This window comes from Halomonas sp. R57-5 (genome assembly GCF_900070345.1).
Classification (GTDB): Bacteria; Pseudomonadota; Gammaproteobacteria; order Pseudomonadales; family Halomonadaceae; genus Vreelandella; species Vreelandella ventosae_B.
Window position 1 is genome coordinate 841462 of sequence record NZ_LN813019.1, and the last position, 19152, is coordinate 860613.

Genomic DNA, 19152 nt, shown 5'->3' on the forward strand with positions numbered 1-19152 from the left:
GCGACTAAGGCGTTTGATAGGTGTCGTTGAACCGCTTGCGCAGTTCATTTTTCTGTACTTTGCCCATCGTATTGCGCGGCAGTTCATCGACAAAGAAGACCCGCTTGGGCTGCTTATACTTAGCTAGCCGACCATCTAAATGGGTGATTACTTCCTCCTCTTCAAGCTGGTTTTCTCCAAGATCAGCGCCTTGCTGGCGTACGACCACGGCGGTCACGCCCTCGCCAAAGTCGGGATGCGGCAGGCCGATTACCGCGGATTCGGCGACTTGATCGAGCTCGTCGATCACCTGCTCTACCTCTTTGGGGTAGACGTTATAGCCGCCGGAAATCACCAGGTCTTTGTCGCGGCCAACAATATGTACATAGCCCTGATCGTCGACCATGGCGAGATCGCCGGTAATGAAAAAGCCGTCGTCTAACAGCTCCTCACGGGTTTTTTCAGGCATCCGCCAKTAGCCGATAAACACATTTGGGCCGCGGATCTGCAGCATGCCAATTTCGCCAAACGGCACCTCATCGCCGCTTTCCCGGTTGGTAATGCGCATCTCCACGCCGGGTAGCGGCATGCCCACAGTGCCTGCTCGGCGGGCGCCGTCATAGGGGTTGGAGAGGTTCATATTGGTTTCGGTCATACCGTAGCGCTCAAGAATCGCATGGCCCGTTTTGGCTTCAAACGCCTCGTGGGTCTCGGCGGTGAGCGGAGCAGAGCCGGAAACGAACAGCCGCATGTTGGCAGTCGCTTCTGGGGTCAGTCGTTCGTCCTGAACCAAGCGCGTATAGAAGGTAGGAACGCCCATCATCACAGTGCCACGGGGCAACTCTTCAAAAATGACATCGGCATCGAACTTAGGCAGGAAGAGCATGCTGGCGCCCGCTATCAAGGTGACGTTGCAGGCGACGAATAAGCCGTGAGTGTGGAAAATCGGCAGTGCATGGATCAGCCGATCATCAGCGCTGAAATGCCACGCTTTGGCCAGTGTCTCGGCGTTAGAGGCGAGGTTTTTGTGCGTTAGCATGGCGCCTTTGGAACGCCCGGTGGTGCCGGATGTGTAAAGAATAGCGGCCAGGTCGCGCTCGCCAAGTGCCACGATATTCTCCCGCGGCGCTGCCGTGCGAGCGGTTTCCATTAGGCTGCCATCACTGGCGCTACCCAAGGTAGCCACCGCAGGGCAGCCGGTTTCAGCGGCAAGCGCCTGTGCCTCATCGAGTAATTTAGGGCGGCAAACAAACAGCGCGGGCTCGGCGTCATTTAAAAAGTAGCGAATCTCATCGCCGGTATAGCCCGTATTGAGGGGCAGATAGACGCCACCGATGCGCAGGCAGGCCAGGTAAAGCAAAATAGCTTCAGGGCTTTTATCTACCTGCACGGCAACGCGGTCGCCTTGCTTAACGCCTAGCTCGGTTAGCGCTCCGGCAAGCTGCGCACTGATGGTCAGCGCATCGGTATAGCTATAGCGGCGGCCATCGCGGGTAGTAATAAAATCGGCCTCTGCGCGCTCACGCATTTTGGCCGCAAAGGTTTCAAATAGGTTGTGGCTCATTTGGTGGTCTCTCCCTTGGCCAGCTTGCGGGCGCGTTTGGCGAGGTCACGCACCTCACTTGAGCAAGCAACGGTCGCCTTGGCGGTATAGTTTTCGTGGTTGCGTTCGATATCGTCCAGCACATAGAGGTAGTTGACCATCAGGCCGGCGGCCTGTTTAAAGCCCTTCTCAGAGATATCGCCCAGCCAGTTAATGCGATGAAGTTCGGCGCCGTTGCCGAGGTGAAAGCGGGCCACCGGGTTGAGCGGCAGGCCGTGACGGTTCTTCTCTTCAATCAGGTAACGGGCGGCCAGCGGGCGAATGGCGGCTTTGAGCTGCTCTTCGCGGGTTTTGTCCTGATGCCACCCCGGTGTTTCAAGCCCTTTGAGTGATTGACGCAGCGACGCGGGAAGCTGCTCATCATCACGCTGCTCCTGAAGCCACTGGGAGAAGCCAGGCACCGGCGAGAGGGTGACAAAGTATTTAAGCTGCGGTAGCTCCTGAGAGAGCTCTTGCACTACTTGCTTGATCAAAAAGTTACCAAAGGAGATCCCGCGCAGCCCGGTCTGGCAGTTGCTAATGCCGAAGAACGCTGCGGTATCGGCATCCTCGGGCTCATCGATGGCTTTTCGACTTCCAGAACTATTTCCAGAACTTTCGCCCGATAAGATCGGTTGGATACGGCTTGGCAGACCCTTGTGCAGGGCGACTTCGACAAAGATCAGCGGCTCGTCGCCAATCGCCGGGTGGAAAAAGGCGAAACAGCGACGGTCGCGGGCGTCTAGGCGTCGGCGCAGGTCGTCCCAATCCTGAATCTCGTGGACCGCTTCGTAGCGGATGATCTTTTCTAAAATTGAAGCGGGTGTGTTCCAGTCAATGCGCTTAAGCATCAAAAAGCCGCGGTTGAACCAGGAGCCGAACAGGTGGGCGAAGTCGTCGTCAATGGCCGCCAGTTCGGGCTGTTCGCGCAGTAATCCCAGCAGATCTTCACGCATTTTGACCAGCTCATAGGTACCGTCGCTGGCCAGGTTTAGGCGCCGGAAAAGCTCTTGGCGCCGCGGCTCGCAGGCTTCAAACAGGCGCTGTAGCGATGGGTTGTCGCGAACCTCCTGATAGGCCAGGTAGGCTGCGTCAATGGGGCCGGGTTCGGCCGCAAAGTCGGCCGTTAGGCGGGCAAAGAAGCGACTCTTTTCCGCCGCCGAAAGGCGCTGGTAAATCGCCAAGGCACGGCTTGCCAGTGCGATGCTAGAAGCTTCGCCATCACTTTCCAACAGCTTGTGGCAGGCGTTAACCAGCTGCCCATGGTCGGGCGTTAATGTCTCTGGATGGCGGCGGCGCAACAGCGCATCACGCTGGGTGATGTTGTTGAACAGCTCCTGCAAAAACAGCATGTTCATGGTCGAACTCCTTAACCCATGATCAAGTTAGGTAGCCAAAGCGCGATGCCTGGGAAAAGACACAGCAGCAAGATACCCAGCACCATGCACAGCGCGTAGGGCAAGCTCCCCATCAGAATATCGCGCAGCGAAATATCCGGCGCGATGCCTTTAATAATGAACAGGTTGAGGCCCACCGGTGGGGTAATCAGGCCGATCTCCAGGTTGATAGTCAAAATCACCGCAAACCAGTAGGGGTCGAAGTTAGCTGCCAGGATAATGGGTAACAGAATCGGCGCGGTCATCACGATCACAGCCACGGGGGGCAGGAAGAAACCCGCCACCAGAAGAAAGAGGTTAATGACCCCCATAAGTGCCCAGCGGTTGATCTCAAGATCAGCAATCGCGGCGGCCACAGTTTGGGTGATAAACATGGAGGAGAGCGCATAGGCGAACACTTCGGCGGTGGCGATCACCAGCATGATCATCACGCTTTCACGCAGCGAGTCGCGCATAATCAGTTTGATCGGCCCCAGCTGCCACATGCGGTAGATCAGAATAGCCAGCGCCAAGCACAAAAATGCGCCTACACCTGCTGCTTCTGAAGGTGTTGCCACCCCGCCATACAGGGCAAACAGGATACCCGCCACCACACCCAGGAAAGGTAGAACGCGCACTAGCGCTTTCAGGTTGGTATCAACATTCTGCTTAACGTTCTGTTTTAGCCGTTCGACGGACTCAGCCATGGGGTTGTTATAGCCACCGGCCATCTTGCAGGCGATCATCGTCCAGATCATAAACAGGCCCGCAAGCATAAAGCCTGGCACCACCCCGGCAATAAACAGCCGACCAATAGAGGTTTCGGTGGAAATGCCGTAGATAATCATGGTGACCGACGGTGGAATTAGAATGCCCAAGGTGCCGCCCGCGGCAATACAGCCCGCCGCCACGCCATCCGGGTAGCCGCGCATGCGCATTTCGGGAATGCCCATTTTACCAATCGCCGCACAGGTGGCCGGTGACGAACCCGAGAGCGCAGCAAAGATAGAGCAAGCGCCGATGTTGGAAACTGCCAAGCCGCCGGGCAGCTTACCCATCCATAAGTCCAGCGAGCGATAAAGATCACGCCCAGTGGGGGAGGAGGCCACCGCGGCCCCCATCAGAATAAACATTGGAATGGCGACAAAACCAAACTCGGCGATGCGGTCAAAAAAGGTTTCACCGAAGTAGGTGAGCTCGGAAAGGCCGCGATCATAGAGCAACGCCAGCAGCGATACACCGCCCAGGGCAAAAGCGATAGGGGTGCCAATGGCCATCAGCGCAATCAGCGCGATGGCGACAATAATGCCTAACGTAATGGGATCCATGCTTAGCTCTCCCCGCGCAAAATTTCAGCCACATACTGCAACGACAGCAGGGTGGCGCCGACGGCCATGGGCAGCAGGGCAGGCCAGAGCGGTGGATTCCAGACGGAACCCGTGGTCCAGCCGCCGTGGAGCGCCTCAAATACATATACCCAGCTGGCATATGCCAGGGCGGCACAAAAACCCAACCCAAACAGCGAAGCGATCAGCCGCATAATGGTGCGGGTAATACCGCCCAGGGCATCGGGAACAATAGTGATGGCGACATGGCCGCCGGTCATCAGTACATAGGGGCTGCCCATTAACATCGCCGCCGTCACCGAGAAGATGGTGAATTCGGTCTGCCAGCTGGTGCTCATCCCCAGTAAGTAGCGAATAAAGACCATCTGGCAGATCACTAATACGCCAGCGATAAACATGGCACAGGCCAAATAGGCGGAAAGCCGCGAGAGCTTATCCATAACGCGAATGTAGCCGCCGATGATGCCCCCTCGCACGGGGGCTTCGTGAGTCGTTGTGGTTGCCATAATTCCCTCATCCAGCACAGTAAGCATCAGTGTTAAGCGACCATCCAAAGGGATGGTCGCGCGCGCCGTTAGGCGTTGCTTACTCGACGGCCAGTGCCGCATCAATGATGGCTTGGCCGTTGGGAACATTGTCGGCAAAGTTTTTGTAGGAGGTTTCGCGAGCGATCTCGAGCCAGGCGTTATAATCGTCCTCGCTCATGCTGACCACCTCCACGCCATTCTCTTCGTAGAGGTCGACCATCTCCTGATCAATGGCGGCGGCCTCTTCAGCGAAGAAGGCTTCTGCTGCTTCACCGGCTTCCATCAGCGCGGCTTGCTGCTCTTCGTTAAGGCCTTGCCACACCTGCTCGGAGATCAGAATCGGCTCGTACATAAACCACAGCGCGAAGTCGCCCGGTTCGGTTAAGCATTCGACCTGTTCGTAGAGGCGGAAGGAGATAAACGACATCGACGAAGTGTTAGCGGCGTCCAACACACCGGTCTGCATGGCGGTGTAAACCTCCGAGGAGGGCATTGAGGCGATGGAAGCACCGGCGGCTTCCAACATTTCTTCAAAGGCAGGCCCTGCGGCGCGCAAGTTTTGTCCCTCGACGGTATCGGGAGAAGTAATGCACTGCTCGCTAGAGGCAAACCCGCCCGACAGCCACGCATCTGAAAGCACCCGCGCGCCACCGTCCAGAATCACCGCTTTGATCATCTCCATGTATTCGGAGTCATTCAGGCGCTGCGCGTGGGCTTGGTTGCGCACCAAGCCCGGCATTAGGGTGGCAGAGAACTCAGGGTGCCGACCACTGGCATAATCCAGCGGCAGTGAGGTGATATCCAGGCGCCCCCGGGCGATAGCGCCCCACTGTTCGCGGGCTTTAAACAGCGATTGGCCAGGATAGACTTCGATGGTCAGGCCAACGTCTGCATCAGCTACGTGGCGGGCCATCATTTGGACCATTTCATCGCGAACATCCCCCTGGCCACCGGGGAATTGATGCGACGCGCGGAGTACGGTATCCGCAGAGGCGTGGGATGCCGCTATAGCGAGACTTAGGGCGGCAGCAGTTGAGATCAAATAGCGTTGCATGTGGCGTCTCCAACGGTTGTTGTTGTGGTCTTGGATTGGCTTTTTGTATCTATCAGGCGAGCTGATATATATATCAATAGGCGCTACGTATGCTAATGTCAACTATATGACAACACTCAATGGTTAAGATCAGTCGCGATCCAAGGAGGTAAAACATGACGGGCACCAAGCGATCCAACGCTCAGCGCTTAAGGGACTCCCTTGAAGATGACATCATCAATGGCCGCCGTTTACCGGGAGAACGCCTGGATCCAGAAGCCTTGGGCCGTGAGTTTCAGGTTTCGCGAACACCGGTGCGCGAAGCCTTTCAACAGCTGGTTGCCAGCGGCCTGGTGACGGTTTCGCCCAAAAAAGGCACCTTTGTGGCGAAGGTGGGGATTGATCAACTGATCGAGATGTTTGAGGTGATGGCGGAACTTGAAGGCATGTGTGGCCGCCTGGCGGCACGCCGGATCACCGAGCAGGAACTGGCCGCATTAAAAGACGCCCACCAGCGTTGCGAAGCGGCGGCCCAGGCGGGCGACAGCGACGAGTATTACTATGAAAACGAAGGTTTTCACGACTGTATCTACACCGCGAGCCACAACGCTTTTCTGGCCAGTGAAGCGCGCCAGTTGAAGCAGCGCTTAAAGCCCTATCGGCGGCTGCAGTTGCAGGTGCGCCAGCGGGTAAATAACTCCCTCAGTGAGCACCAAACCATCGTGGAAGCCATTGAGCGTGGCGATCCTGCAGAAGCGCAGCGAGCACTGAGCGACCATGTGTTGATTCAGGGCGAGCGCTTTAGCGATTTCGTTTCCAGCGTACGCAGGATGGAGGCACCGTTAGAGAGAACGGGCTGATTCATCTTATAGCTTATTGATTGATATGCCTGTATCGGTTGAGTCGCGGTTGTCTTCACGGAGCATGGTTTTTCACAAAGGTTTTTTGAGAAAAGCTATTCAGAAAAACAGGGCGGCAAACGATGTTTCCAACTGGGTAAGATTGATTGGTAGGCTTGACCAAGTTGCAATAGCGCTAGTTCGGCTCGATGGGGTGCGATTACCTGAATGCCCATCGGTAGGTCGTTATCATTAAAGCCCGCAGGTACGTTTAATACAGGGCAGCCTGAGAGAGAGCCAGGTATGACAATTTGCATCCATCGGTGATAGGTATCCATAGGTTTGCCAGCGATTTCATTTGGCCACTGCGTTGTCACAGGAAAGGGGAAGCATTGTGCGCTGGGCAGCATGACATAGTCGTAATGCAAGAACAGTTTATTTAGCTCTGTATACCACTGGCTGCGCGTCACATTGGCTTTATGGACATCCAGGGCAGACAAGGCAAGCCCTTGTTCTATTTCCCACTGCGCTTCTGGTTTCAATAAACGGCGCTTTTCAGGGGCTTGATAAGTGCCTAACAAGTTACCGGAAATAGCCCATTGCCGCAGTGTCAGCCAGCTTTCCCAAAGTGATTCCATCGACATCGGCATATCAGGTTGCTCAATGGTGCAGCCAATCTGTTCAAACTGTTTAACTGCGTTTTCGCATAGCTCAAGTACACCGGATTCGAGCGGCAACTCTCCCTGCCAATCGCCAAGCCATGCAATACGTTTACCACGCTGGCAAGCGTTCAAAGAGCCAGAAAGGTTGGTTAAGGAGTCGGTCATAGAGAGTGGAGCACGTGGATCGTGACCAGATTGCGTGACCAGTAGGCGTTGAAGGTCTTCGATATTTCTGGCCATAGGGCCTTCGGTACTCAACTGATGCCCAAAAAGATCGGGTGCTGATGCTGAAGGAATGCGCCCAAATGTAGGTCTAAGGCCGTATAAATTTTGATAAGCAGCCGGGTTACGTAAAGAGCCCATCATATCGCTACCGTCGGCGACCGGTAACATGCGAAGTGCCAGGGCTACCGCGCCTCCACCGCTTGAGCCACCGGCGGTTAGATGTGGGTGATAGGCATTGCGCGTCGCACCGAAAACAGTGTTGAAGGTTTGGGAGCCAAAGCCGAATTCAGGGGTATTGGTTTTTCCTATGATAATGGCGCCATCGCGCTTAATCCGTGACACCATAATCGTATCAGTGTCAGGTATTTGGTTGGCCATAAGGGGAGAACCAAGCGTCGTCCTTATACCTGCTGTAGAAGATAAATCCTTGATGGCTTGAGGAATCCCGTGTAACCAACCGCGAGATTGCCCTTTAGCAAGTTCCTTATCTAATTGCGTGGCTTCAGCAAGCAGATCATCAGTGTCGCGCAATGAGACAATCGCGTTAACAATAGGATTGAGTAGTGAAATATGGGCGAGATAATCCGCGATTACCTCTTTGCAACTAATATCACGTGAGTGAATCGCATTCGATAGTTCTATCGCATTCATCCCAACGGTAGGAGGCATGCTATAGGCCTTGGGCCAAGGAAGAGGTTCGGGTAGTGAAAGCGGGGAAGGTGAAAGTATATTCATCGGTGAGAAATATCCATTTTTTGCTAAGTTATATACTTCATAAGCTATAATGGATATTTAAGGGGCTGGCAAGCTGTAAGCTGTCATGGTGGCCCCGTTAGATAAAACAGGCTAATGAATACTCTTCGAATAGCGTATCTAGCGAAATGTCCATATCGGTGGGGTAATCGTCCTTGCCGACATAGGGCGCAGCGCTGACACTCTCTCTAATGCTTCGATTCCCCGTTAGCGGAGAGAGACTGTGACTCGCCATGTTGCTCTATTTGCCTACCCCGACTGCCAACTGCTGGATGTCAGCGGCCCCTGGCAGGTGTTTGCCAGCGCCAATGCGCTAAGCCCCCAGCCGTTGTATCAGTTGACCCTGGTCGCCGATGCCGTTGGCCCGGTTGTCACCAACGGCGGCCTAGCCGTGCMCGCTACGCACACCTACCATCAACTTACCCATTTACTGCCCCTGGATACGCTGTTGGTGGCGGGCGGCAGCGGCGTGATACAGCAGCGTGAAATAACCGCAGTGAAGCAGGTACTTTGTGAAGTGGCCCCAGAGGTACGACGGCTTGGGTCGATCTGCTCCGGGGCATTTTTGTTAGCCGCTGCAGGGTTGCTGGATGGCTGCCGCGTCACCMCCCACTGGCGTCATGCACCTCAACTGGCGGATGAGTACCCCGCGTTAAGCGTCGAACCCGATGCGCTGTATATCGAAAACAACGGCCGCTACACCAGCGCCGGTGTAACGGCGGGGATTGATTTGGCGCTTTCGCTGGTAGAGGCAGATCACGGTGCTGATCTGGCTGGCCGAGTGGCCCGTGAGCTAGTGGTGTTTTTACAGCGCCCAGGAGGGCAGTCGCAGTTCAGCGAGATACTGCGACACCAACAAGAGGCGGGGCCGCTGCGCCGTTTGCTGGATCAGCTCCACGCCGACCCCAGCGTAGATCACGGGCTTGAGAGCATGGCCGACCTGATGGCGGTCTCCCCGCGCCATTTAACCCGGCTATTTAGGCGCTACTTAAATACCACCCCCGGCGCTTACCTGACCCAGCTACGCCTTGAACAAGCGCGTTTGGCGCTGCTCAACGGGCGCGAAAACGTATCCCTCGAGCGCCTGGCACAACGCTGGCGGCTGGGCGGCGCGGAGCAGCTGCGCCGCCAGTTTCAGCGTTACTACGGCGTATCACCCTCGGTATATCGCCAGCGCTTTGCGTCTTCCCATACAGATGATTCTATTCAGGAGAGCGTTTCATGCCTTTAACCGTCACCCTATTGTCGCTCTGCCAGGCGCTACTGGTTACCGGTAATGTCTTACTGATTGCCGTTTCGCCGCTGATTGGGGCGTCTTTGGCGCCAAGTGCGTCCTGGTCGACCGCGCCGGTCGCCACCCAGTGGCTGGGGCTGATGTGTGCCACCATTCCCGCCTCGTTAATTATGGCCAGGCTGGGCCGGAAGCGCGGCTTTATACTGGGCAACCTTGTGGGACTGGTGGGCGCACTGCTCGCCGTGCAGGCGCTGATCGGCGAGCGCTTTGGGCTGTTCTTGCTGGCAACCTGGCTGATTGGTATCGGCATTGGCTTTGGTCAGCTCTATCGCTTTGCCGCGGTGGAAGCTGCCCCTACGCCGATGCGTGACCGGGCGATTGGTTTGGTGATGGGGGGCGGTGTGCTGGCTGCATTTGCCGGGCCGTGGTTGGCCAGAGTGAGCCGTGAGCTGGGGGAGGTGCCGTTTCTGGGCAGTTTTGTGGGCTTGGCAGCGCTTTACGCACTGGCGCTGGTGGTGCTGATGCTGACGCAACTGCCGCCTGCATCCCGCACCCACGGTGAAGGCACCGCACTGCCGCTGGGTAAGATACTCTGCCAGCCTGGATTTATTGTGGCGGTGAGCGCGGCAATGGTCGGGTACGGCGTAATGAATCTGGCCATGACCGCCACACCGCTCGCCATGGCGGGGGCGGGGCACCACTTTAACCACGTTTCAATGACCATTCAGTGGCACGTGGTGGCGATGTTTCTGCCCTCGTTCTTTACTGGCCATTTGGCCACCCGCTTCGGCGCTAAGCAAGTCATTGTGGCCGGCTGCCTGCTGCTGGTGGCCAGTGCCTTGGTCGCTCAGTTGGGTATCGGTTTAGCCGGTTTCAACGTGGCGCTGATTTTGCTGGGCTTGGGCTGGAACTTTACCTTTTTGCCCGCCACCGGGCTGCTTACCGAGAGCTACCGTCCGGTGGATAAAGCGCGTACCCAGGCCGCCAACGAGTTTTTAGTCTTTGGCACCGCCGCGATCACTGCGTTGCTCGCTGGGCCCTTGGTCAGCGGTTTAGGCTGGGCGACGCTTAACCTAGTGTTGATCCCCGTTGCGTTGGTGCCCCTGGCAGTGCTGTTGAGGCAGCGAAAAAGCAGCATGGCAGCATCGAAAACTTGAAACAGTATCGAAGCACTATGCAGATAGGCCCTTCAATTAGACTTAATTGTTTGAGTTAAACGGCAAAAGGTTATAGTAAGTCACTTGGCTCGGTTTAATGTCTCTCGGCTTTAACTTTTTGGCAGATGCTTTGATAGCAAGGTGGCACTATGACTACCCACGCTTTATCACCGGGCTTGTCCAGCCGAGATGGCGCTCGCTCTTCTCATGTTGGCACACTTACCTCTGCTGGCAGAGCGCCTGCCTCGCGCTCGTTGGAAACGCCCGCTTATGTTAAGCACTACGATCGCCAGTTATCTCATTTGGATGATTGGTTAGCCATTATTGCCCTGGTGGGTAAGGTGGCCAGTCGCAGTGGGGGTAACGGCGTTTTGGATCGTGTGACGGAAGTCCAAGACCGGTTTCGTCTCTTGCGCGTTCAACTTGCCGAGGCATTGATCGAAGAGCATGCCCGGGAATACGAGATGGTGCTGGGAGGTAGGGCGGCGATCGCCGTCGATATGCTGGTGCGCAATCTATTTGAGCGTTCCGCTGATATTGGTTTTTTGTCAACGGATAGCACCCTGTGCGCTTACATGGAGAGCCAGCCAGGAGAAATCGATATTCAACAGCACTTAGCCCGCTATATTGCTAAATATTCAGTTTATGATGACGTCATGCTGCTCGATATAGAGGGCACCCTCCGTACCAGTCTAAACTTCCCAGAAGGTAACTCATTGTGTGACGCCGCCTTGCAGCAAACACTGCTGGAACTGGGTAGCGGTTACATTGAATATTTTGCGCCAATCTCTTTAGCGCCCCACCTGAAACAGGCCCTGCTGTTTATTGCCCCTATCGTTCAAGGGGAATCGAACAAGCGTTTGGGTTATCTTGCGCTGAGCTTTCACCTTGATGAAGAGGTGCGCGGTATTTTCGAAGAGGTAGCGGATGGAGCGTTCGAACTTGCGCTGTTAGATAGCCATGGCCGAGTGGTTGCTTCCAGCTTGCCCTCGTTAGCGCTCAATGCGTCGCTCTATGAAATAGGCGCCAGTGGCGTAGACGTCATGATGTTAGATGGAAAACACTACGCCTGTCGTCAGGTGACGGGGTCTCCTTACCAGGGGTATGCGGGATTGGGTTGGCGCTGCCTCGCACTCACTGAGCTATCAAAAGATGCGCTGGTAAAGCGCAACGCACATACCGTTTCAGCCGAAGTCGAGGTGGTAAAAGGTAAGTTAAGCAGTATTCGCTATCAGGCGAGTATGATTGCGCAGCAGCTTAATCTGGCAGTTATCAATGGCCATATTGTGTCGGTTCGCCATAAGGCATTAGAGCTGGTACCTGTGTTAAATCAGATTCGTGAAGTTGGCATCTTAACGGATCGGTTATTTGAAGAGTCGATTTCCACCCTGAGTCAAGGCATGAGTTTAACGGCCATAGCAGATGCCTCCATGCGCGCTTTTAGCATGGTGAGCATTATGGATCGCAACCTTTATGAGCGTGCAAATGATGTGCGCTGGTGGGCACTGGATGAGCGAATTCGCAGGCAATTAAGCCCAGCCTCAACAGGCGATGAGCAAGCGCGCAGGAAGCTATCAGAGGTGATTGGCTCTATTAACCKCCTCTATACCGTTTACACCAATATTTTAGTGTTTGATCAGCAGGGCGTTATTATCGCTGTTTCTGACAGTAACGTTTCAAGCTTGGTGGGAACGCACGTGCCTGAAGCCCTGCCGCTGGCAGCGTGCTTAACGACTGATTCTGACCAGGGTTATGTCGTGTCAGCATTGCTAGAGAGCGTGCTATATGCCGGTGGCGCCACTTACCTTTACTGTGCACCGGTGATGGACTTTACTAGCCACACCATCGTCGGTGGCATTGTCACCGTATTTGATGCGACCCCAGAGTTTCGCCAGATCCTAGCGGACAATCTCCCCGCTGGCGGGGCACCGTTGCCGCCTCCTTTTGCTCTTTTTGTCGACGCTGAAGGCCAACTGATCTCTTCTACACTGCCCGATATTTCATTGCCTCTACTGCTGGGTGACAGCTATGCAGAAGTGCTTAGTTTACGCAATGGAGAGCGCTGCTTTAAGCAATTAGAGTTTGAGGGCAACCGCTATTTATCCGCTATGGTCGCATCGACAGGCTACCGCGAATACAAGCGCAGCGATCATTATCGCAACGATGTCATCGCTATCGCCTGCCTACCTATTATCTGATTATTATCCGCTTAAAAATCCCCCGGCGCGCACTGCAGGCAAGTAAGCCCGAGCGCGCGCCACTGGGCGACCACAGCGTCACGGTCATCCAGCACTAGCCAAGGCACAAAGCCGTCGCTGCGCATGCGCTCCAGTAACGCCTCTTTTACCGCTTCATCATCCACATGGTCATCGCCCTCAGGGCGCAGGTACATGGCATCAAAGGGGATGGTGTGGCGCTCTAGCCAGCGCTGGGTATGCTCACGATGGCTATCCGGGCGGCCGCTGCAAATCACGATCTGCTGGCCTTGGGCCTTCAGTATCTTGACCAGCTTGGCCACCGCTTCGATCACCGGTGCTTCGGCCATATGGGCAAAGAAGGGCTCCCACTGTTTCTGGCTGCCCAGCACCCAGTCACTGACCTGGTGGGGGTGAAACTCGGCTAAGGTGCCGTCAACATCAACAATTACTGCGGACATGCAAAACTCCCTAAACTGGAACGGGTGACTAGACGTGAAGGAGCATATAAACGCTGGGCAGTGCAGAGACGCTCGCCTAGCAGTCCATGCCACGCGCTTAATGCGTTATCGCTAAAAGGGGTAAATAGCGGCACCACTTGAGTGGCGCCCAACTGATCGGCGAGCGCCACCAGGTGCGACGCACGTAGGTGAACATTCCAGCGCTGCCAGCTGATTTGGCCTGCCGCTAGCTCGGCGCGGCGGTCAGGGGTCAGATAACCTGTGTGAAGTAGGTGGTGGTCGGGCCACTGTTCCGGCGTATCGCTGCGATCGCACATCAACTGAAGGGTTGGCGGGCAAGCGTTTTGCCGCGCTAACAGCGAGCGAATCGAGTGGTCGAGCCCAGGCCGACGCAGTGTTGCAGGCAGAGCCAAGAGCGCGGCCAGGTTGTCGCGAATCACCGGGTCGATGGCGAGCGTTAACTGCCGCCGGTCAGCCTCTTTCGCCAGCCAGAGTGCCATCTCCAGAGCGCGGCCGGTTTCCGGCACCGGAAATGCCAGCGGCTGATCAAGGCGCTCACTAATAGCCTGAACACAGTACGCTTGGGGCTGGTCGTAACTGCCGTAGGAGGCATCCAGTAGTGCAATAGCCGCTTTCGGCGGGGTATCAAAAGGAAACACAGACGACTCAAAGCAGGCGTCGCCGCTATAGAGTACGCCGTTGCCAACGGCTAAATGTAACCATACACCACCTAGCGAGTGCCCCGCCTGGCCGGTGGTAACGGTGATGCCTTCCACCTCTAGCGTGCCGCGTTCGGGCAGTGGGTGCCAGGGGCGGTTGTGAGGCAAGGCCTTGGCTACCAGCGGTGTGCAATAAAGTGGCACGTTCTCCGCTAGCTCGGCCACGCCGCCGATATGGTCGATATGGTCATGGCTGATCAGTACGGCATCCACATCCAGGTTGTTCGCCCAAGTAATGGTGTCATCCGGGTGGAGTGCACCGCCTGCATCCAGCAGTAGGCGTTTTCCCTGGGCTTCTACCACTATCGCAGCAGGCCCTTTGGCGCCTAAACCACTGAGAATCTCGATAGTGACACTCATTGGTCGGGCTCCAGGCACCAGCCCTGCTGAAGGTCGACGGCAACCTGGCTACCCAGGTCAGGCGCGGTGTGGTGGTAGGCCAGCAGTGTTTCCCCACTGGACAGGCGCAGTGTGAGCTCATAGCGCTCGCCGCGGAAAATCACGTTTTCCACCTGTGCGGCAAGCTGGTTATGAGTGGGAGTTGCGGGGGAAGCGATTGCTGCGCTGATCTGAATATGTTCCGGGCGCACCAGCACGCTTTGGGTTCGTTCGGACTCGATGGTGTTCAGCCCGCGCATCAGGGCCGCGCCCTCAAGGAGCTTCCCTGGATGTCCGGCGGCGACCTTTAATTGGCTGCCCTGGCCGATAAAGCCCGCTACCCAGGCGGTTCTCGGTTGCTGGTAAAGCGTTTCGGGGGCGCCCCACTGAACCAGCTTGCCCGCTTTCATCACGGCGATTTTGTCCGCCAGTGCCATGGCTTCGGTTTGGTCGTGGGTGACATAGACCAGCGTGGCGCCAGTGCGCTGGTGAAAATCGCGGAAGCTGTGCTCCATGGTGGCGCGCAGGTGCCGATCAAGGTTGGCCAATGGCTCATCCAGCAGTACCACCGAAGGGTCGCTGACCAGGCAGCGCGCGAGAGCGACGCGTTGGCGCTGGCCGCCACTGAGGGCCTGGGGCATGCGATCGGCGTAGGCATCGAGCTCCACCAGGGCCAGGGCCTGCTGCACCTTTTGGTGATACGCCGCCCCGCGCAGGCCACGCAGTTTGACCGGGTAGCCGACGTTGTCCGCCACGCTCATATGCGGCCAAAGCGCATAGGACTGGAACACCATGGCCATATTGCGCTGCTCGGGAGGCACATGGGTATCGGCGCTGGCCAGGGTGCGATTGGCTAATTGGATCGTGCCGTCGTTGACGGTTTCAAACCCCGCCAACATGCGTAGCATGGTGGTTTTGCCGCAGCCACTGGGGCCGAGCAGGGCGACAAACTCGCCTGGATTGATCGTCAGCGACAGCGCATCAACGGCCGTCTGTTCGCCAAAGCGCTTGGTAACACGATCGATCGATAGCCCTGCACTAGATGGCACTGCCATGCCTAACTCTGCCATGGAATGACTCCTTTAGGTAAACGCGGCGCCAGTAAACTGAGTGTCAGCATCAGCGAGGCGACCATGATCACCACCAGCACTGACACCGCAGAGGCCAGCACGCTTTCGCCGCCTTCGTCGAGGTTGAAAATCAGCACGCCGAGGGTTTCGTTACCGGCGCTCCAGAGCAGCGCGGAAACGGTCAGTTCGTTGACCGCCAGCAGAAACACCAGCAGGCCGCCTGCGAACAGCGCGGGCGCGACCAGGGGTAAAATAATGCTGCCCAGGCGCCGCCAGGGGCCTGCACCCGCGAGCTGTGCCGCCTCTTCAAGGGAAGGATCCAACTGCGCCAGGCTGGCGGCGACAGGCTTAACGCAAACCACCAGAAAGCGCGCCAGGTAAGCGATAAAAATCAGCCCCAGGGTGCCGTAGAGCGCCACATTGATAATCGGCAGCGGGCGAACAAAGAGCAGGATGCAGGCAATGGCCAATACCACGCCGGGAAGCGCATAGGGAATCTCGATGGCACTGAGTACCACACCCCGCCAACGTTCCGGCAGGCGCTGTAGCCGGTAAGCCAATGGCAGACTGAGCAGCATCAGCACCACCGCCGCGCYGCCCGCCAGCCACAGGCTGTTGTTCACCGCTCGCCATGTGGCGCCTTGGCGACCCATCACTTCGGCGTAAGCGTTCAGAGTGGCGGTCTCAGCGTTTAACGGCACGCCCATGGCGGGTACCAGCGAGCTGATAATGAGCGCAAGCAGCGGTGCGACCAGAATAATCAGTAAGATACCAACGAGCGTGGCGGTCACCAGAGAGCGCCAACTTCCCAGGGTGAAATCGTGTGAACGCCCACTATGGCCGCCCAGCCCGAAGCGGCTGCGATTCATCAACTGCTGCTGCAAGGCCACCCCGGCCAGTGCCAGTAACCCAATCAGCAAGGAGAGCGCAGCCATCTCTGCCAACACCCCGGTGCCGAAGTTGGCCATACGCTGGTAGATCAGTGTGGGCAGCACGTAATAGCCTGCGGGAATACCCAGCATGGCGGGGATGCCAAAGTTGCCCAGGCTGGAGATAAACGCCATCGCGCCCCCGGCGATCAAGCCGCTACGGGTCACGGGTAGAATAATGTGACCCCACACCTGGGTCTGTTTGGCACCGCTAATGCGGGCGGCTTCAATAAGCTCTCGGGGTAGCGAAAGCAGGCTGGTGCGCAGGGCTAAAAACACCAGCGGTGCGCTCTGGATACCCAGCAGTAAGGCGATACCTTCAGCGGAGTAGAGTGGTTGCGGGCTGCCCAGTGGTGGCGCCAAGCCAATGCTTTTCAGTAGCGGGCTGGCCGGGCCAAAGAGCTGCAGCCAGCTCAAGGCGGTAACCTGGGGCGGAATCATCATCGGCAGCATAAAGCAGAACACCAGCCACGCTTTGCCGCGCACATTGGTGAGCGTGATGGCAAAGGCGAACAGGCTACCCAGGATCAGGGCGATCAGCATGCCGAGCCCCGAGGTATACAGGCTATGCCAGAGTGCTCGCCAAGTGCTGGCACTGTTGAGTACCTGCCATAGCGGCGACTGGCGGCCTTGGGTAAGGTCGCTCAACGCTTCGAACAGCAGGCGCAGGCTGGGTGCCAGGCTCAGCAGTACAATGGCGATCAGCAGGCTTGAAAGCAGCCAGCGGTGCTGGCTGCCGTACTTATCATAGTTGAGAGCGGGCGTCATGATTACCCGCCGAAGAGGTCGCTAAAACGCTGTTTGAGTTCTTCTTCCTGCGCCAATGCCTGCTCGGTATCAACCGGCATCAGGGTAATGCTATCGCGCTCGGGAAAGCCTTCCGGTGGGGCGACGTCGTTGTGGGCAGGCAGGTAGCCCTGCTGGCTGACCAGKTCCTGGCCCTGCTGGGAAAGCACGAAATCAACAAACTTTTGCGCGGCATCGACATTCTCTGCGCCCTGCATAATAGCGACCGGCTCGGTTACCGCGCTCACGCCCTCTTCCGGAAACACGAATTCGACCGGCGAGCCTTTGGCGGCTTCACGAATCGGCAGGAAGTCCACCACGATGCCGTAGGGCTTGGTGCCCGCGGCCACGGCGTTAAATACGCCACCATTGCCACCTTGTGCTTCGGTGCGATTGTCGTGCAGGGCGTCGTAGTATTCGGCGCCTAATTCTGGGTTGGCACTAATCGCCGCCATATGGATCAGAGCCGCGCCGGAGTAGAGCGGGCTGGGCATAGTGACCAACCCTTCGTAGTCAGGCCCCAGCAGGTCTTGCCAACTTTGCGGCTGATGCTCGGCGCCGATGTTATAGACAATCCCGGTGGTGATCAGCTTAGTGCCGTAGTAGTAGCCTTCTGGGTCATACAGGTCAGCGTCATAGGCTTGGCGCTCATCGCTTAGGTAAGGCTGTAAATGGCCTTCTTGCTTGAGTGATTCCATGGTCATGCTGTCGGCAATCAGCAGCACGTCAGGGTTGCTCACCCCGGCTGAAAGCTCCGAGCGCAGCCGTGTCATCAAGCGCGTGGTACCGTCGCGTACCCACTCCACTTCAATATCGGGATAGGCTGCTTCAAAGGCGTCAACGGTTTGCTGTGCATCGCTATTGGGCTGGCTGGTGTAGAGCGTTAGCGTTTCGTTCGCCGCTACCTGAGCCGAAAGGGAAAAGCTGGCTACCGCGACGGCAGTAGTAAGGGCAGATGTCGGAATAGATAACAGGGGGCGCTTCAACATGGGTAAACCTCCAGTGAGTGAACCCCACCTAAGCTACTGTCATCTGCTTACAACAAAGTGACACTATGCTTTCGTTCAACATTTTGTGGCTTTCGTTTGCTGCACTTTTTGCTTTCGTTGTGCCGAGAGGGGTTATGCGCCAGTTCGAACGKCGACAACAGCTGTTACAGCGAATCCACTCACAAGGGCGCCAGTCGGTAGACAGCCTGGCAGGCGAGTTTGGGGTTTCTGTGCAAACCCTGCGTGGGGATATTCGACACCTGGCCGATAAAGGTCTGGTGCTGCGCCGCCAAGGTGAGGTGCTGCCGTTTCCCGAGCAGGAAAATATCGGCTACGACCAGCGTCAGATTGTGAACGTGGCGGGTAAACGTCAGATTGCGGCGCGGGCAGCGAGCTTGGTACAGGATCATCAAGCACTGTTCTTAGGCACGGGCACCACGGTTGAGCAGCTGGCCGATGCGCTGAGTGATAAGCAAGGCCTGCATATCATGACCAATAACCTGCATGCGCTGATTAAGCTGTGCCAGTTGAAGTGTGAGTTAGTGGTGGCGGGTGGACGAGTGCGTCGTCGTGATCAGGATGTGATTGGCGGCGATGCCTGGCGCTTTTTTCAACGCTACCGTGCCGATGTGGGGATTGTGTCGGTGGGGGGAATGGATAGCCATGGCCAGCTTTATGACTACAACGACGACGAAGTGATGGCCCGAGAGGCGCTGTTGGCCCATGCCGGTTATCGCGTGTTAGTGCTGGATAAAACCAAGTTCGACCTGCCACTACGCTGCGCCGCGGGTCAACTGGGTGATTATGATGCCGTGGTGACCGATGTGCCGCTGCCAGATAAGCTTCGCAGCCCGTTGGCCGCCCAAGGCGTTCGGTTTCTGGGTTAGGGCGAACGCTAACTGTGCCAGTATG

At 56.8% G+C, this 19152-nt stretch carries 17 protein-coding genes; 5 read left to right on the forward strand and 12 right to left on the reverse strand.

What is annotated here, in order from left to right:
* Positions 1-4: 4 nt before the first annotated feature.
* The 5 genes from HALO_RS03800 to dctP form a co-directional block, all read right to left on the reverse strand.
* Positions 5-1543: a malonate--CoA ligase gene (locus HALO_RS03800; RefSeq protein ID WP_050713070.1), complete on the reverse strand. Its 1539-nt coding sequence runs from the start codon at positions 1541-1543 to the stop codon at positions 5-7.
* Positions 1540-2919, reverse strand: coding sequence for a malonyl-CoA decarboxylase (locus HALO_RS03805; protein ID WP_035580770.1), 1380 nt, complete (start codon positions 2917-2919; stop codon positions 1540-1542). The genes HALO_RS03800 and HALO_RS03805 overlap by 4 nt, the downstream gene beginning before the upstream one ends.
* An 11-nt stretch (positions 2920-2930) precedes the next feature.
* Positions 2931-4265 (reverse strand): TRAP transporter large permease, encoded by a 1335-nt coding sequence (locus HALO_RS03810; RefSeq protein ID WP_035580767.1) that lies wholly within the window; start codon positions 4263-4265, stop codon positions 2931-2933.
* 2 nt (positions 4266-4267) lie between these two features.
* Positions 4268-4789 (reverse strand): TRAP transporter small permease subunit, encoded by a 522-nt coding sequence (locus HALO_RS03815; protein ID WP_035583517.1) that lies wholly within the window; start codon positions 4787-4789, stop codon positions 4268-4270.
* A 79-nt stretch (positions 4790-4868) separates the two neighbouring features.
* Positions 4869-5864 carry a TRAP transporter substrate-binding protein DctP gene (gene dctP, locus HALO_RS03820; RefSeq protein ID WP_035580764.1) on the reverse strand — a complete coding sequence of 332 codons (996 nt, stop codon included), beginning with the start codon at positions 5862-5864 and terminating at the stop codon, positions 4869-4871.
* A gap of 155 nt (positions 5865-6019) precedes the next feature.
* Between dctP and HALO_RS03825 the strand changes: the two genes are divergently transcribed.
* Positions 6020-6703 carry a GntR family transcriptional regulator gene (locus tag HALO_RS03825; RefSeq protein ID WP_035580761.1) on the forward strand — a complete coding sequence of 228 codons (684 nt, stop codon included), beginning with the start codon at positions 6020-6022 and terminating at the stop codon, positions 6701-6703.
* A 95-nt stretch (positions 6704-6798) separates the two neighbouring features.
* Here the strand turns inward: HALO_RS03825 and HALO_RS03830 are convergent, their stop codons facing one another.
* Entirely contained in the window at positions 6799-8238 is a 1440-nt protein-coding gene (locus HALO_RS03830) for an amidase (protein WP_035580759.1), read from the reverse strand.
* 163 nt (positions 8239-8401) lie between these two features.
* Entirely contained in the window at positions 8402-8557 is a 156-nt protein-coding gene (locus tag HALO_RS23035) for a hypothetical protein (protein WP_157693152.1), read from the reverse strand.
* On the opposite strand from HALO_RS23035, the gene HALO_RS03835 reads away from it, so the two are divergent.
* The 3 genes from HALO_RS03835 to HALO_RS03845 all read left to right on the forward strand — a co-directional run bounded on the left by HALO_RS03835 (position 8546) and on the right by HALO_RS03845 (position 12911).
* On the forward strand, positions 8546-9553 hold the full coding sequence (locus HALO_RS03835) for a GlxA family transcriptional regulator (protein ID WP_050713071.1): 1008 nt from the start codon (positions 8546-8548) through the stop codon (positions 9551-9553). The two genes, HALO_RS23035 and HALO_RS03835, sit on opposite strands and share 12 nt — an antisense overlap.
* Positions 9544-10713, forward strand: a complete 1170-nt coding sequence (locus HALO_RS03840) for an MFS transporter (RefSeq protein WP_035580753.1) — start codon at positions 9544-9546, stop codon at positions 10711-10713. Before HALO_RS03835 ends, HALO_RS03840 begins: the two co-directional genes overlap by 10 nt.
* Before the next feature lie 149 nt (positions 10714-10862).
* Positions 10863-12911: a cache domain-containing protein gene (locus HALO_RS03845; RefSeq protein ID WP_050713072.1), complete on the forward strand. Its 2049-nt coding sequence runs from the start codon at positions 10863-10865 to the stop codon at positions 12909-12911.
* Positions 12912-12922: 11 nt separating this feature from the next.
* Here HALO_RS03845 and HALO_RS03850 read toward each other — a convergent pair whose 3' ends face one another.
* From HALO_RS03850 to HALO_RS03870, 5 genes are read right to left on the reverse strand one after another with little or no spacing between them, the layout of a single operon-like run.
* The gene (locus HALO_RS03850; protein WP_035580748.1) at positions 12923-13369 is read right to left on the reverse strand and encodes a phosphatase domain-containing protein; all 447 of its coding nucleotides are present in this window, start codon (positions 13367-13369) and stop codon (positions 12923-12925) included.
* The gene (locus HALO_RS03855; RefSeq protein ID WP_035580746.1) at positions 13357-14448 is read right to left on the reverse strand and encodes an MBL fold metallo-hydrolase; all 1092 of its coding nucleotides are present in this window, start codon (positions 14446-14448) and stop codon (positions 13357-13359) included. The genes HALO_RS03850 and HALO_RS03855 overlap by 13 nt, the downstream gene beginning before the upstream one ends.
* Positions 14445-15536: an ABC transporter ATP-binding protein gene (locus HALO_RS03860; protein WP_035580743.1), complete on the reverse strand. Its 1092-nt coding sequence runs from the start codon at positions 15534-15536 to the stop codon at positions 14445-14447. Before HALO_RS03860 ends, HALO_RS03855 begins: the two co-directional genes overlap by 4 nt.
* Positions 15524-17233 carry an ABC transporter permease gene (locus HALO_RS03865; protein ID WP_050713073.1) on the reverse strand — a complete coding sequence of 570 codons (1710 nt, stop codon included), beginning with the start codon at positions 17231-17233 and terminating at the stop codon, positions 15524-15526. The genes HALO_RS03860 and HALO_RS03865 overlap by 13 nt, the downstream gene beginning before the upstream one ends.
* A gap of 2 nt (positions 17234-17235) precedes the next feature.
* Entirely contained in the window at positions 17236-18240 is a 1005-nt protein-coding gene (locus HALO_RS03870; RefSeq protein WP_050713074.1) for an ABC transporter substrate-binding protein, read from the reverse strand.
* Between the two features lie 134 nt (positions 18241-18374).
* On the opposite strand from HALO_RS03870, the gene HALO_RS03875 reads away from it, so the two are divergent.
* Positions 18375-19127 carry a DeoR/GlpR family DNA-binding transcription regulator gene (locus HALO_RS03875; RefSeq protein ID WP_035538847.1) on the forward strand — a complete coding sequence of 251 codons (753 nt, stop codon included), beginning with the start codon at positions 18375-18377 and terminating at the stop codon, positions 19125-19127.
* Positions 19128-19152 lie beyond the last annotated feature (25 nt).